This is a genomic window from Azospirillum sp. ST 5-10, from assembly GCF_051225715.1.
Lineage (GTDB): Bacteria > Pseudomonadota > Alphaproteobacteria > Azospirillales > Azospirillaceae > Azospirillum.
Genome location: NZ_JBPJSP010000002.1, coordinates 290648 through 304617, shown reverse-complemented (window position 1 = coordinate 304617; position 13970 = coordinate 290648). Strand labels below are relative to the sequence as shown.

Below are 13970 nucleotides of genomic sequence, written 5' to 3'. Positions count from 1 at the left end.
AAAATGCGTATCAACCGCACTATTGTTCCATCGCTCTGAACCCGACGGGGCCGCGACCCGCTGCCGGGGAGGTGGTGCACCGCCCAAGGACAACGATGCCCGGCAGTCGCTCAACTCTGTTGTCGGCGTTCCTGGACCAGCGTGACGCCCTGCTCCGCTTTCTGCAGCGTCGCCTCGGCAACATGGCTCTGGCGGAAGACCTCGCTCAGGAAACCTGGCTGCGCGCGGCCGGAGCCGACGGCGCCACCGCCATCGACAACCCGACCGCCTATCTCTACCGCATCGCCACCAATCTCGCGCGCGACCACCAGCGCCACGTCGCCCACCACATCGAGGTGCAGGTCGCCGACGAAACGGTGGCCGTCGTCGCGGACCCGCGGCCCACACCCGAGATGGCGACGCTTCACCGGTCCGAATTGGAGCGATTGCAGCAGCTGGTGAACGGCCTGTCGCCCCGGAGCCGGGAGGTGTTTATCCTCGCCAAGGTGGAGGGGCTGACCTACGCCGCCATCGCCGACCGGCTCGGCATCGCGCGAACGACGGTGATCACCCACATGGTGAATGCGCTGGTCGCCTTGGAAGAGGGCATGCGGGAGGGCGAGGCGCAGGCACCGCGGAAAAGTTCGCCGGCGCCATCCACATCTTTCCCGCGTCGCGCGTCCTAGGAGATGAAGGGGTCGCGCACCCCGCGAAGCGTGGCCACACGACAGCGCACGCCGTGCCGATCGCATGACAGAGACCACCATGGACCGAAACCGTCGAGATCCTTTGACCGAGGAGGCGCTGCGCTGGCTGGTCGTGCTCAACGACGCCGACGCGACCGACGAGGATCGCCGGGCGTTCGACGCCTGGCTCGGCGGCGATCCGAACCGCAGGGCCGCGTGGGACCAGGCGCGTCAGGTCTGGTCCCGCCTCGACACGCTCACCCCCGCGCTTCGCGTGGCGCGACGCCCCCGCAGCGCCCCTGCGACCGACGCCGACGGCGGTCGCAGGGGTCGCATGAGCCGCCGCCATTGGATGGCGGCTGCCGCAGCCGGAGTCGTCCTGGTCGCCGGCGGCTTCACCGTCGGCGGCCCGGCCCTGTTCGCGGACGCGCGCACCGGCGTCGGAGAACGTCGCACCGTGTGGCTGGCCGACGGTTCGTCCGTCGAACTTGGAAGCGCCAGCGCGCTGTCCGTCTCGTACGATGCGTCCGCGCGGCTTCTCACCCTGCATGAGGGTGAGGCGTTCTTCACCGTCGCGGCCGATGCGAACCGGCCGTTCATCGTCGTGGCGGCAGATGGGCGGTCCGTCGCGCTGGGAACCGCTTTCAACGTGAAACGGGCCGGCGATGCCGTGATCGTTACCGTCGCCGAGCATGCGGTGGCGGTGAGCTCCGCCGGCGGCGCCTCGCTCACGGTGTCGGAAGGCCAGCAGCTGCGCTATGGGGCTGGCGGCGTCGGGAGGGTGACGCCGGCCGATCCGAGCTTGGCTCAGGCATGGCGGCGCGACCGCCTTGTGTTCCACGATTCACCGCTCATCGACGTGGTCGCCGACCTGGAGCGATTCCGCCATGGCCGCATCCTCATCACCGACGACCGGATTGCCGGACTGCCGGTGACCGCCGTCATCAACACGCGAAACACCGACGCAGCCCTCGCCGCCATCGCCGACGCCCTGCCGGTCCGCGTCCGCCGCGTCACCGACTTTCTGGTCCTGCTGTCGCCGCGGGACTGACGACCGGCGCCGATTTTTTCGCCGGTCCCCTCCTCACTTCGTTCGTCCCGGCCGTCCATGTGGATAGAGACGCAAATGCGTCGCATTCTTATATGCGGAGACGGCATGGTACGGATGGACACGGGTGCGGGCATCCTTCGCGGCATCGGCCGAGAGCCCCGCGGACCGAAGCGCAGCCGGAGTGGGATCGGCTGGTTGATGCTCACCACCCTCGTGTGGTCCCAAGGCGGCTCGCTGGCCTGGGGGGCGAGCGAGGGCGGGCCGGCGGCCCGGGCGGCCCAGGTGGCCCAGGTGGCCCAGGTGGCCCAGGTGGTCGAACATCGCTTCGACATTCCCGCCCAGCCGCTGATTCCGGCACTGGTGAGCTTTTCCGACACCACCGGACTGCAACTCCTCTTCGACGCCAGCATGGCCCGGGATCTCCGGTCGCCCGGGGTTTCCGGCACCATGGCACCCGTCGCGGCGCTGAGCCGCCTGCTGGCCGGCACCGGGCTCACCCACCGCTTCACCAACGCGACGACCGTGACACTGGAGAAGGCCCCCGCGGACGAGGGCGCCATCACGCTCGACCCGATTTCGGTGGAAGGCCTGGCGGCAAGCGCCACCGGTCCGGTCCGGGGCTATGTGGCGACCCAGAGCGCGGCCGGCACCAAGACGGACACGCCGATCATCGAAACGCCGCAGTCGGTGGCGGTGGTTGGACGCCCGGAAATGGAGGTCCGCGCCGTCCGCAACCTCGGCGAGGCGCTGTCCTACACCTCCGGCGTCACCACCGGCGGCCGCGGCGAATCCTCCTCCTTCGGCGGTGACAACATCGCCATCCGCGGCTTCGGCGGAGACGGCACGGCCGGTGCCTCCTTCAGCGAGTACATCGATGGGCTGCGGGTGCGTGGCACGAACTACGCCGTGGCCGGGTTCGACCCGTACCTCTACGAGCGGATCGACATCCTCAAGGGACCGGCCTCCGTCCTCTACGGCCAGGGAATGCCGGGAGGGATCGTCAACGCCATCTCCCGGCGTCCGTCGGCGACGCCGGGCGGAGAGATCGTCGGGCAGTGGGGAAACCATGACCGGCTGCAGGGCGCCTTCGACGTCACCGGACCACTCGACGCTGAAGGCACCCTTCTCTACCGCCTCACCGGCGTCGCGCTGGACACCGACACCCAGACCGATTTCACCGAGCGGCAGCGCACCGCCATCGCCCCGGCCCTGACCTGGAGGCCGGCCGCCGACACGTCGCTCACCCTGCTGGCGTCGCACCAGCACGACGACATTGCGGGGTCGCCGCTGAACTACGTGCCCGCCTACGGCACCGTTCTGGCAAATCCGAACGGCGACATTGCGCGCGGCTTCTACACGGGCGAGCCGGACTTCGACGAATGGGACCGTACGGTGCAGTCCGTCGGCTACCTGTTCGAACACCACCTGAGCGACCGCTGGACGCTGCGGCAGAACGCCCGGTACCAGCACAACGACCTCGACCTCAAGGCGGTCTACCCCTCCGGTCTGGCCAGCGACGGGCGGACACTCAGCCGCCGCGCCTTCACCGCCGACGAAGGATCCGACCATTTCGCCGTGGACACCCAGGTGCAGGCGACGGCGGACACCGGCCCGCTGCGGCACACCGTGCTGTTCGGAGTCGACTACAGCCATCTGCGCGCCGACACGGTGCGCGGCCTCGGTGCGGCTCCAACCCTTGACCTGTTCACGCCGGTCTACCACGGCGCGTTCGCCGACCCCGCGATCTATCAGAGCGTGGCGCAGCACAGCACGCAGACCGGCGTCTACCTGCAGGACCAGATCAAGTACGGGGGCTGGAACCTGCTGCTCGGCGGCCGTCACGACTGGGCCAAGACGCGCACCACGGACCGCCTGTCCGGCGCCGAGAGCGAGCAGTTCGACCGCGCCTTCACCGGCCGCGCCGGCCTCCTCTACCACTTCGACAGCGGCTTCGCTCCTTACGTCAGCTACGCCGAATCCTTCGAGCCGGCCAGCGGCACGGACTATTCCGGCAACGCGTTCGAGCCGACCACCGGCACCCAGTACGAAGCCGGCGTGAAGTACCAGCCGCCGGGCGCCGACAGCTTCGTCAGCGTCGCGGTGTTCCAGCTGACCCAGAGCAACGTCGCCACCGCCGATCCCGTCCACACCGGTTTCAGCGTGCAGACCGGCGAGGTGCGCTCGCGCGGCGTCGAAGTGGAAGGCAAGGCCAACCTTTCCGACGGCCTCGACGTCGTGGCCGCCTACACCTTCCTGGACGCCGAAGTGACCGAGAGCAACGGCACCGATCGCGGCAAGACGCCGACGGCGGTTCCATCCCACCAAGCGTCGCTGTGGGCCAACTACACGATGATGTCCGGCCCGCTGACCGGCGTGGGCTTCGGCGGCGGCGTCCGCTTCGTCGGATCGACCTGGGGCGACACCGCCAACACCTTCAAGGTGCCGTCCTACACCGTCGTCGATGCCATGGTCCGCTATGACCTGGCCGCCCTGTCCGACAGGCTCGCCGGGACGTCCATCGCGGTGAACGCCACCAACCTGTTCGACCGCGAGTACGTCGGCTCGTGCACGCGCGCCACCTCCTGCTATTTCGGCACCGGCCGGACCGTGATCGGCACCGTGAGGTACCAGTGGTGAAGGGGCGGTGGTCGCGCCGCGCGGCGGTGGGATCGCGGGTGCTGGCCGCTGGCGCCGGCGGCTACGCGTTGTCGGCGGCGGTCGCGGTCTGGCTCGGGCTCGTCCTGCCGGGGCCGCGGTCGGAGGCCGTGACCACCGGCATCCTCGTGAGCTTCCTGGTGATGACCGGCGCCGTGCTGTGGGCCTTCGGGGCGCGTTCGACCCTGAGGGCATGGCTCGGCCTGCTGCTGCCGACCCTCGGCCTCGGCGCCTGGGCCTTGATCCTGCACGCAAGGAACGCGGGATGAGCGAACGGTTTCGCCGGACCATGGCCGAGCTTCACAGCTGGGGCGGACTGGTGGCGGGATGGCTTCTGTTCGCCGTCTTCCTGACCGGCACCCTGAGCTATTTCAGGCCGGAGATCTCGCTGTGGATGCGGCCCGAGCTTCCCGCGGCGGGGAACGCCGACCCCACGGCGTCCGCCGTCCGAATGGCCGACTGGTTGCAGGACAACGCCCCCGACGCCGCCCGCTGGCTGATCCTGCCGGCCGATGCCCGCCACCCCGCGGGCACCGCGGCGGTATGGTCCGACCAGGGCGAGGGCCCGCGGTTCCGCCGGGTGCTGCTCGACGCGACGACCGGTCGGCCGGTCGACGCCCGCGAGACGATGGGCGGCGACTTCCTCTACTACTTCCATTTCGACCTCAACCTTCCCGGCGTGTGGGGACGGCTGCTGGTGGGTGCCGCCGCGGTGGTCATGCTGGCTGCCATCGTCAGCGGGGTGATCATCCACCGGCGCATCTTCACCGATTTCTTCACCTTCCGCCCGGACGGGTCCGCCCCGCGGGCCTGGCTGGACGCCCACAACGCGGCCGGCGTGCTCGCCCTGCCCTACCACCTCATGATCACCTTCAGCGGACTGGTGACGCTGATGTACCTGTACATGCCCTGGGGCGTGGACATCGTCTACGGCGGCGACCGCGCCGCCTATTTCGCCGAGGCGGAGGAAGGACGGCCCGTGCCGCCGGCTTCCGGGACCGCGGCGCCGCTGGCCGCCATGGACGGGGTGCTGGCCGAGGCGTCGCGGCGTTGGGGCGGCGCGCCGCCCGGACGCATCGAGGTCCACCGCCCCAACGACGCCAACGCGGCGATCGAAGCCGCACCGCATGAAGCCACGTCCATGTCCTACCTGCGCGACCGCATCGCCTTCGACGGGGCCAGCGGAACGGTGATCGGCACCGCCGCGCCGTCTCGGCCGGCGGCCGACACGCGTGCGGTTCTCTACGGGCTTCATCTGGCTCGGTTCGCGGGGCCGGGGTTGCGCTGGCTGTTCGCCCTGTCGGGCGCCGTCGGCACCGCGATGATCGCCACCGGTCTGGTGCTGTGGGTGGCCAAGCGACGGCGGAAGGAGGCCGGGCGCCCGTCCCGCGGCCTGCGCGTCGCGGAACGGATGAACGTCGCCACGATTGGCGGACTGCCCATCGCCGTTGCCGGCCTCTTCTGGGCCAACCGGCTGGTGCCCGTGCCCTTCCCGTCCCGGTTGGAAACGGAGGGCTTGATCTTCTACGTGGTCTGGGCCTCGGCGGCGCTGCACGCCGCCCTGGTGCCGCCCGATCGGGCGTGGCGCCAGCAGTTCGGCACCGCGGCAGCCTTGTTCACGCTGGTTCCGGTGCTCAACGCCACCACCACCGGACGGGGTCTCATGGTGTCGTTGCCGGCCGGCGACTGGCCGCTGGCCGGGTTCGATCTCTGCGCCGTCGCGGCGGGCTCGGCGTTCGCTTGGCTCGCCTGCCGCCGCGGTGGCGTTTCCGGTGCGGGAGCGGCGCGATGAGCGACGCCGCACTGATCGCTCTGGCGCTCGTTCCCGCCATGCTCGGGTTTGCCGGCCTGCGCTTGGCGATGGACCGCCATCACCGGGCGGCCTTCGGCCGCCTCCCCGGGCCGTTGCGGCGGGCGGTCCTGCGGACGGGGGGCTGGACCGGGCTGGCCACGGCCGCCGCCCTGTGCATCGCCGGGATGGGTTGGAGCGTCGGGCTGGTCACCTGGTGCGGCGTCCTGACGGGCGCCGCCCTCGTTTTGGTCTTTGCCCCCGCGGCCCGTCGTCTCAATCCTCGAACGGGTCGTGCATGAGGATGGTGTCGTCGCGCTCCGGGCTGGTGGACAGCAGCGCCACCGGGCACTGGATCAGCTCCTCGATGTGGCGCACGTACTTCACCGCCTGGGCCGGCAGGTCGGCCCAGGAGCGCGCCCCCTGGGTGCTCTCCTTCCAGCCCTCGAAGGTCTCGTAGACCGGCTCGACCCGCGCCTGCAGCGAGGCGGCGGCCGGCAGGTGGTCGAGCTCCTTGCCGTCCAGGCGGTAGCCGACGCACACCCTGATCTCGTCCAGCCCGTCCAGCACGTCGAGCTTGGTCAGCGCGATGCCGTCGATGCCGCCCGTCTTGATCGCCTGGCGCACCAGCACCGCGTCGAACCAGCCGCAGCGGCGCTTGCGGCCGGTGACCGTGCCGAACTCGCGGCCGCGCTCGCCGATCAGGTCGCCGACCTCGTTGGCCTGCTCGGTCGGGAACGGGCCGGAGCCGACGCGGGTGGTGTAGGCCTTGCAGATGCCCAGCACGTAGCCGATGTGGCGCGGCCCGATGCCCGAGCCCGAGGCGGCGTTGCCGGCCACCGTGTTGGAGGAGGTGACGTAGGGATAGGTGCCGTGGTCGATGTCCAGCATCGCCCCCTGCGCGCCCTCGAACAGGATGCGCTTGCCGGCGCGGCGCAACTCGTCCAGGCGCTGCCAGACGACGGCGGCGAAGGGCAGGATCCGGGGCGCCACCTCCATCAGCGGCTCCAGCACCTCCGCCTGGGCGACCTCGGCGGCGCCGAGGCCGCGCAGCACGGCGTTGTGGTGGAACAGCAGGTGGTCGACCTTCTCCGCCAAGGACGCCGGATCGGCGAGGTCGCACAGGCGGATGGCGCGGCGCGCCACCTTGTCCTCGTAGGCCGGGCCGATGCCGCGGCCGGTGGTGCCGATCTTCGAGGCGCCGCGCGCCTCCTCGCGGGCGCGGTCGACGGCACCGTGCACCGGCAGGATCAGCGGCACGCTCTCCGCCACCAGCAGGTTCTCCGGGGTGACCGTCACGCCCTTCTCGCGGATCGACTCGACTTCCCGCAGGAAGGCCCAGGGGTCGAAGACGACGCCGTTGCCGACCACCGCCAGCTTGCCCGGGCGCACCACGCCCGACGGCAGCAGGCTCAGCTTGTAGGTCACGCCGCCGATCACCAGGGTGTGGCCGGCGTTGTGGCCGCCCTGGAAGCGCACCACCACGTCGGCCCGGCTCGACAGCCAGTCGACGATCTTGCCCTTGCCCTCGTCGCCCCACTGGGCGCCGACCACAGCCACGTTGGCCATCTGTCTCTCCGCGATATCCGGGTTCCGTGGGAATGTCCCGTCCGCTGCGGACGGGACCTCGGCCTCTAGTCCAACACCTTCGGCGCGCCGCCGTCATGGGCGCCGTCCGGGGCGCCGTCATGGAGATGGGTGCAGCGCTGGGCCCGGGCGGCGGCGGCCGGGTCGGCCACCGGTTCCAGGGCGGCCACCGTCACCCAGCCGGCCGCCCGCAGCGCCTCGCCCGCACCCGCCGGGGTGCCGTGGGGCAGGTAGACGCGGCGCGCCGGCTGCGGTGCCGGCACCGCGCGCAGCACCGAATCGAGATAGAGCGTGAAGCCGGTGGCCGGCTCGCCGTCGCCGGCCCCGCCGCCGTTCGCCCCGGCGCGGTAGCGGCCGCCCACCCCCAGCTCGGCGCGCACGCCGCGGGCGAACAGGGTGAAGGAGAGGCCGGTCTGGTACTCGAAGCCGCGATGCTCCACCAGGTCGACGGTCACCGTCAGGTCCGGCCGGGCGGCCCGCAGGAGGCGCATCACCTCGGTCAGGCGGCGGCGGTCCTTCTCGGCCGGTTCCGGCAGGTCGACGGCGGCCAGCGCCGCCATGGCGCGCTCGGCCGGCCCGGAGGCGTCCATCAGCCGCTCCAGGAGGTCGGCCGCCGGCCCGCCGACCGCCGCCACGGCGGCGGCGTCCTTGCGGTCCAGCGCGGCGCGCAGGGCCAGCGTCTCCGCCTCGGCGAGGCCAAGACCCTGGCACACCAGCGGCACCATGGTCGGCACGCAGAGGTCGACCGAGACGTGGCGCACGCCGACGACGTCGAGCGCCCGCACGCCCAGCAGGATCACCTCGGCGTCGCCCTCCGGCCGCAGCGCCCCGATCAGCTCCACGCCGGCCTGGGCAAGCTGGCGTTCCGGGCGCAGATGCGAGCCCTTCACCCGCAGCACCTGGCCGGCGTAGCACAGGCGCAGCGGCCGCGCCGCCTTGCCGAGGCGCGAGGTGGCGATGCGGGCGACCTGCGGGGTGATGTCGGCGCGCACCCCCATGGTGCGCTGGGAGACCGGGTCGAGCAGGCGGAAGGTCTGCTGCGCCATGGCGGCGCCGGGGCCGGCCAGCAGCCCCTCCTCGAACTCGACGAGCGGCGGCTTGACCCGCTCGTAGCCGTGGCTGGCGAACTCGGCCATCAGCCGCTCGATGGCGGCGGCCTCGTGCGCGGCGTCGGGCGGCAGCACGTCGTGCAGGCCGGCGGGCAGCAGGGCGTTGCTCATCGTGTTGGACATGACATCGGTCCGGTCGGGTGCCGCTCCCCGCGGGGAGCGCGCGAAACGCGTGCGTCGGGCGCACGGGGCCGGTGAATAGCCGACCAGACCCTCCCGGTGCAAACGGAAAAGGCCGCCGCGGTGCGGCAGGGCTCCGGATTTCGGCGCCGCGGTCGACCGTGCGGCCCGCAGATCATCATTGAAATTGTCCGAATATTGGCTGAAAATTGCCACACCCCACCCTCTTTGGGGGTACCCCGCCGCGGCGAGCAGGGGACCGGACGCATGGCTGTCGGCAGCAACCGTTTCGAAGTGCAGGTCTACAAGGTGGACCACTGGGTGCTCGACGGTTGCTTCACCGACGAGGCCCAGGCCCGCGACCATGGCAAGAAGCTCCTGTGGTCGGCCAAGGTCGAAGGCTACCGGGTCGTCCGCGACTGGCAGCGCCCCGACGGCCGCCACGTCGAGACCGAGCTGCTGTCGGAGTTCCGCGGTCCCGCCGCCCACACCATCCTGGTGTCGCCCATCGACGACGCACCGGCCGTGTGCCGGCGCATGGAGGACTATTACGGGGCGGAGAGCCGCATGGTGATGAACCGCCTGCTGCGCGGCTACACCGAGCGGATGGTCGTCACCCCGACCGAGATCATGCACAATTACGGGGAGCTGAAGCGCCTGCGGGACAAGGACAATCTGGTCCCCTCGGCGGTCGGCCGGGTGGCGGCGCTGCAGGCCGACCGCAGCGGCGGCGACGGCCGGGCCCGGCGCGACGAGATCCACGGCGTCGTCGACGCGATGACCGAGCGGGCGCGCCAGGCCGCCGCCCGCCGCGACCTGCCGGAGATCGCCTTGGGCGGCCTGCGCCCGGCCTACGAGACGCTGTGCGCGACGGCGCCCCCCGACGACCGCGACTTCCTCGCCCGCACGGTGCTGTCGCGCGACCTGGTGCAGATGCGCAACTGGTTCGCCAAGCTGGACTTCCTGTCGGAGCTGGTGCGCGAGGACGGCGGGCTGGTCGACCGGCCGCTGGCGCTCGTCGACGGGGTGATCGCCGACGTGCTCGGCGCGCCGTCGGTGATGCAGGAGCTGCTGGGCGTCCAGCGCAATCTGGCCGAGGCGCTGTGCAGCCTCATGGACCTGTCGCGCGGCCGCCTGTCGCCGGCCGGCCGCGCCGACGACGACCGGGCGCTCCAGCTCAGCGAGCTGCTCGCCTTCCACGACCTGGACGAGACGCGCCACGTCGCGGTCGATCTCGTGCGCCGCCAGCTCAAGAGCACCCAGCCGCTGAGCCGCAGCGACCCGGCGGGGGAGCGCGCCGCCTTCGACCGGGTGCTGGCGGCGGCGACCGGCCCCGAGGGCCTGTTCGGCGGCGCCGCCATGGCCGAGGCGCTGGTGCTGCGCTACGTCCGCTTCCTGGAGGCCGGCGGCGCGCCGGGGCGCCGGCAGGCGATCGCCGAAGTGCCGGCCCGCCTGCCCGACGCCAAGGACCGGGTGCGCTTCCTGATGGCGCTGGCCGGTTCGGACCTCGGCCGGCAGCACGACGACGACGTCGGCGCGGCGCTGGACCAGCTCACCGGCGACGCCGGGGCGGTCGGCCGCTTCGTCGACCGCAACCAGCCCATCAAGATCAACCTCGAGGAGCTGACCCGGCTCTACGTCCAGGCCGTCGAGGCGCCCCTGCCCGAGCCGCTGCGCGACCGGCTCACCGACAACCTGGACGAGCTGCTGTGCGCCTACATCCTCAACAGCCGGGTGGTCGAGCGGCTGGACAACCCGGAGGACCTGCTGCGCCTGCGCGCCAACCGGCTGATCCAGCTCTGCGCCCCCGGCACCCTGCGCAGCCGCAAGGCGCTGGACATGGTGCGCCGCCGCGTCGTCGACCATCTGCGCCAGCCCAACTTCGAGAAGCGCTACGTCTCCGACATCGTCGATCCGGCGATGCAGCAGCGCGCCCTGCGCGACTTCTACAAGCTCCTGGGCCAGGCCGGATTCTGCTGACGCCTCAGCCCAGCAGAGGCAGCCGCGCCGCCAGGGTCAGGCCGGCGGCGCCGATGGCGAGGCCGTAGGGCACCGCTTCGCCGTCGCTCAGCAGGCGCGGCAACGCCGGCTGGGCGCAGCCCGGCAGCCGGGCCAGCAGCGGCGGCGTCCAGCGGCGCGCCACCAGGACGGCGAGCGCCAGCGCGCCGCCGTAGAGGGCGGTGAGCAGCGCGAAGTCGGGCAACGCGCCGAAGCCGAGCCACAGCGCCGCCGCCCCCAGCAGCTTGACGTCGCCGCCGCCAAGCGCGCCGCCGGCGAAGGCCGCCGCCGCCACCGCGAAGACCAGGGCGCCGGCCCCCAGGTGCGACAGCCAGTCGACCGGCGCCGGCGCCAGCGCCGCCGCCGCCGGGAACGCCAGGGCGAAGGCCGCCGTCAGCGGGTTGGGGATGCGGAAGGTGACGGCGTCGAGGCCCATGGCGAGCGCCAGCGGCACGGCGTAGAGGAACAGGACGACGGTGTCGGGCATGGTTGGTCCTCGTTGCTTGGGGGCTTGCGGGGTGGACGGCCCCTCTCAGAACCCGGCCGGTCCCATGAAGCGCAGGAACTGGATCAGCGCCGGCAGCAGGACCACCGTGACCAGTCCCGGCAGCAGGAAGAGCACCATGGGCACCGCCAGCTTGGCCGGGAGCTGGTGGGCCTTCTCCTCGGCGCGCGCCATGCGGCGCGCCCGCATCTCCTCGGCGCCGACCCGCAGCGCCTCGGCCATGCTGGTGCCGAGCCGGTCGGACTGCACCAGCAGGTTGACGAATCCGGTCACCTCGTCGAGGCCGATCCGCTCGGCGAAGCCGCGCAGGGCGTCCTCGCGCGAGCGTCCGGCGCGCAGCTCCAGCCCGACCATGAGGAACTGCTCGGCCATCACGGGGTGGACGCCCAACAGCTCGTCGCCGACGCGGGCCATGGCGGCGTCGACGCCCAGCCCCGCCTCGACGCACACCAGCAGCAGGTCGAGGGCGTCGGGAAAGGCGTCCTGGACGGCGCGGGTGCGCTCGCTGATGCGCTCGCACAGCCACAGCACCGGCAGCATGGCTCCGGTCGCGGCGCCGGCCAGCACGCCCAGCAGCAGCGCCGGGCCGCTGACCGCCTCCAGCGTCAACGGCAGCAGCAGCCCGGCCGCCACCGCCCCGGCGAGCGCCAGGGCGATCCGCGCCGCCTGGTAGGTGGCCGCCGCGCCCGTGCCGTAGCAGCCCGCCCGCATCAGCCGCAGCCGCAGCGGCGAGCGCCGGCCCTCCACCTCGCCGGGCAGGCGGCGCGCCACCGGCGCCAGCAGGCGCTGCAGCGAGGCGCCGCCGCGGCGCAGGCTGGGCGCCTCGGCCGCCGCCGCGACCTCGGGCACGACGGCACGCCGGCGCGGCCGCGGCCGGGCGGCCAGAGCCGCACCGCCGAGCACCGCCAGGACCGTCGTCGCGAAGACCAGGACGAGCAGCAGGACCGGCGGCGTCGCCACGGTTCCCAGGCCGGTGGTGGCATCCATGATGGCCTCCCTCCCCTTCCCGCTCCAAATTCGAACGTTCGGAGCAAGAATCACGCTTTTGGCCGGATCGGCCAGAAGCGATCTTGCTCTAGATGCGGACGTTGACGATCCGCCAGACGAAGAAGACGCCCATCGCCAGGCCGGTGCCGGCGGCGCCGAGTGCGGCGGCGAACAGCGGATCGCTCTGGACGTCGCGGAAATAGCCGGGGCTGAGCAGCGAGACGCCGCCCGCCACCAGGAACGGCATGACGGTGAGGATCCACGCCGACAGGCGCCCTTCCGCCGACAGCGAGCGGACCTTGCGCCGCATCGCCTCGCGCGCCCGCAGCACCCGCGCCAGCCCGGACAGCACCTCCGCCAGGTTGCCGCCGGACTGGTGCTGCACCTTGATCGCCACCACCATCAGGCCGAGCTCGGGATGGCCGACCCGCTGGCACAGGCGCTCCAGCGCCTCGCGCAGCTCCAGGCCGTAGGTCATCTCGTCGACGACGACGCCGAACTCGCTGCCGATGGGGTCGGCCATCTGCTCGCCCACCATGCGCACCGCCACCGACACGGGATGGCCGGCGCGCAGCGACCGCACGACGACGTCGAGGGCGTCGGGCAGCTGCCGGCCGAACCGCGCCAGCCGCCGCCGGCGGGCGATCGCCAGCAGCGCCAGCGGCGTCCCCGCCCCGGCCGCCAGGCCGAGCGCCAGCGCCGCCGCCGGCGGCACGCCGTCGAGCCGCAGCGCCAGGGCGCCGGCGGCGACCGTCCACAGGCCGGCCAGCGCCAGCAGCCGCGGCGTCGCCATCCGCACGCCGGCCTGCGCCGCCATGCGGTCGAGGCGCGCCAGCGGCGCCAGTCGGGCGAGCCAGCCGGCGTCGCCCCCGGAGCGCCGGCGCAGCAGGGTGGCGAGCGCGTCCTGGCGCGCCGCCCCGGCGTCGAGCAGGCGCTGGCGGCGGTTGACGGCGCGCGACCGCATCCGGTCGGCGACCAGCAGGTACAGCCCTTCGACCAGCAGCAGGACGCTGAGGAACACGCAGGCGTACAGCAGGTGCAGGGGATCGATGGTCACGGCGCCCCTCCTGACGCCGCCGGGCGGTCGGGATCGAACAGGGCGCTCGGCAGGTCGAGGCCGCGCGCCCGCAGCTCGCCCAGGCAGTGCGGCCGCACGCCGGTGGCGCGGAAGCGGCCGTGGACCGTGCCGTCCGTGTCGGTGCGCTCGCGGCGGAACTGGAACAGCTCGTTCATCACCACCACGTCGCCTTCCAGCCCGAGGACCTCATGGATGCTGACCAGCCGGCGGCGGCCGTCGCCCATGCGCTCGAGCTGCAGGACGAGGTCGACGGCCGAGGCGATCTGGGCGCGCACCGAGCGCACCGGCATGTCGATGCCGGCCATGCCGATCATCTGCTCCAGGCGGCCGATGGCGTCGCGGCAGGAGTTGGCGTGGACCGTCGTCATCGAGCCGTCGTGGCCGGTGTTCATGGCCTGCAGCATGTCGAACGCCTCGCCGGCGCGC

13 protein-coding genes are annotated in these 13970 nt (G+C 72.5%); 7 read left to right on the top strand and 6 right to left on the bottom strand.

The features are described from left to right. The first annotated feature begins 95 nt into the window (after nt 1-95). The 6 genes from ACSBPG_RS03745 (at nt 96) to ACSBPG_RS03720 (ending at nt 6462) form a co-directional block, all read left to right on the top strand. A complete protein-coding gene (locus tag ACSBPG_RS03745; RefSeq protein ID WP_435535767.1) occupies nt 96-665 on the top strand; it encodes an RNA polymerase sigma factor in 570 nt (189 codons plus the stop codon). Between the two features lie 64 nt (nt 666-729). Continuing rightward, a complete protein-coding gene (locus ACSBPG_RS03740) occupies nt 730-1716 on the top strand; it encodes a FecR family protein (protein WP_435535766.1) in 987 nt (328 codons plus the stop codon). A gap of 198 nt (nt 1717-1914) precedes the next feature. Next, nucleotides 1915-4353, top strand: coding sequence for a TonB-dependent siderophore receptor (locus ACSBPG_RS03735; RefSeq protein ID WP_435535765.1), 2439 nt, complete (start codon nt 1915-1917; stop codon nt 4351-4353). After that, a complete protein-coding gene (locus ACSBPG_RS03730; RefSeq protein ID WP_435535764.1) occupies nt 4350-4640 on the top strand; it encodes a DUF3649 domain-containing protein in 291 nt (96 codons plus the stop codon). The genes ACSBPG_RS03735 and ACSBPG_RS03730 overlap by 4 nt, the downstream gene beginning before the upstream one ends. Beyond that, a complete protein-coding gene (locus ACSBPG_RS03725; protein ID WP_435535763.1) occupies nt 4637-6163 on the top strand; it encodes a PepSY-associated TM helix domain-containing protein in 1527 nt (508 codons plus the stop codon). The genes ACSBPG_RS03730 and ACSBPG_RS03725 overlap by 4 nt, the downstream gene beginning before the upstream one ends. After that, nucleotides 6160-6462, top strand: a complete 303-nt coding sequence (locus tag ACSBPG_RS03720; RefSeq protein ID WP_435535762.1) for a DUF3325 domain-containing protein — start codon at nt 6160-6162, stop codon at nt 6460-6462. The genes ACSBPG_RS03725 and ACSBPG_RS03720 overlap by 4 nt, the downstream gene beginning before the upstream one ends. Here ACSBPG_RS03720 and ACSBPG_RS03715 read toward each other — a convergent pair. Together ACSBPG_RS03715 and ACSBPG_RS03710 are read right to left on the bottom strand one after the other, a co-directional pair. After that, nucleotides 6437-7729 (bottom strand): adenylosuccinate synthase, encoded by a 1293-nt coding sequence (locus ACSBPG_RS03715; RefSeq protein ID WP_435535761.1) that lies wholly within the window; start codon nt 7727-7729, stop codon nt 6437-6439. The genes ACSBPG_RS03720 and ACSBPG_RS03715 overlap by 26 nt on opposite strands. Nucleotides 7730-7794: 65 nt before the next feature. Continuing rightward, complete coding sequence (locus ACSBPG_RS03710; protein WP_435535760.1) at nt 7795-8979, bottom strand: ATP phosphoribosyltransferase regulatory subunit; 1185 nt, start codon at nt 8977-8979, stop codon at nt 7795-7797. Between the two features lie 264 nt (nt 8980-9243). Between ACSBPG_RS03710 and ACSBPG_RS03705 the strand changes: the two genes are divergently transcribed. Continuing rightward, entirely contained in the window at nt 9244-10956 is a 1713-nt protein-coding gene (locus tag ACSBPG_RS03705; protein WP_435535759.1) for a hypothetical protein, read from the top strand. 4 nt (nt 10957-10960) lie between these two features. Here ACSBPG_RS03705 and ACSBPG_RS03700 read toward each other — a convergent pair whose 3' ends face one another. The 4 genes from ACSBPG_RS03700 to ACSBPG_RS03685 all read right to left on the bottom strand — a co-directional run. Next, complete coding sequence (locus tag ACSBPG_RS03700; RefSeq protein WP_435535758.1) at nt 10961-11461, bottom strand: prepilin peptidase; 501 nt, start codon at nt 11459-11461, stop codon at nt 10961-10963. Nucleotides 11462-11506: 45 nt separating this feature from the next. Further along, nucleotides 11507-12466, bottom strand: a complete 960-nt coding sequence (locus ACSBPG_RS03695) for a type II secretion system F family protein (protein ID WP_435535757.1) — start codon at nt 12464-12466, stop codon at nt 11507-11509. 88 nt (nt 12467-12554) lie between these two features. Next, a complete protein-coding gene (locus ACSBPG_RS03690) occupies nt 12555-13523 on the bottom strand; it encodes a type II secretion system F family protein (protein WP_435535756.1) in 969 nt (322 codons plus the stop codon). Further along, nucleotides 13520-13970, bottom strand: a 451-nt coding sequence (locus ACSBPG_RS03685) for an ATPase, T2SS/T4P/T4SS family (RefSeq protein ID WP_435535755.1), incomplete at its 5' end; no start/stop codon positions are given. The genes ACSBPG_RS03685 and ACSBPG_RS03690, both read right to left, overlap by 4 nt.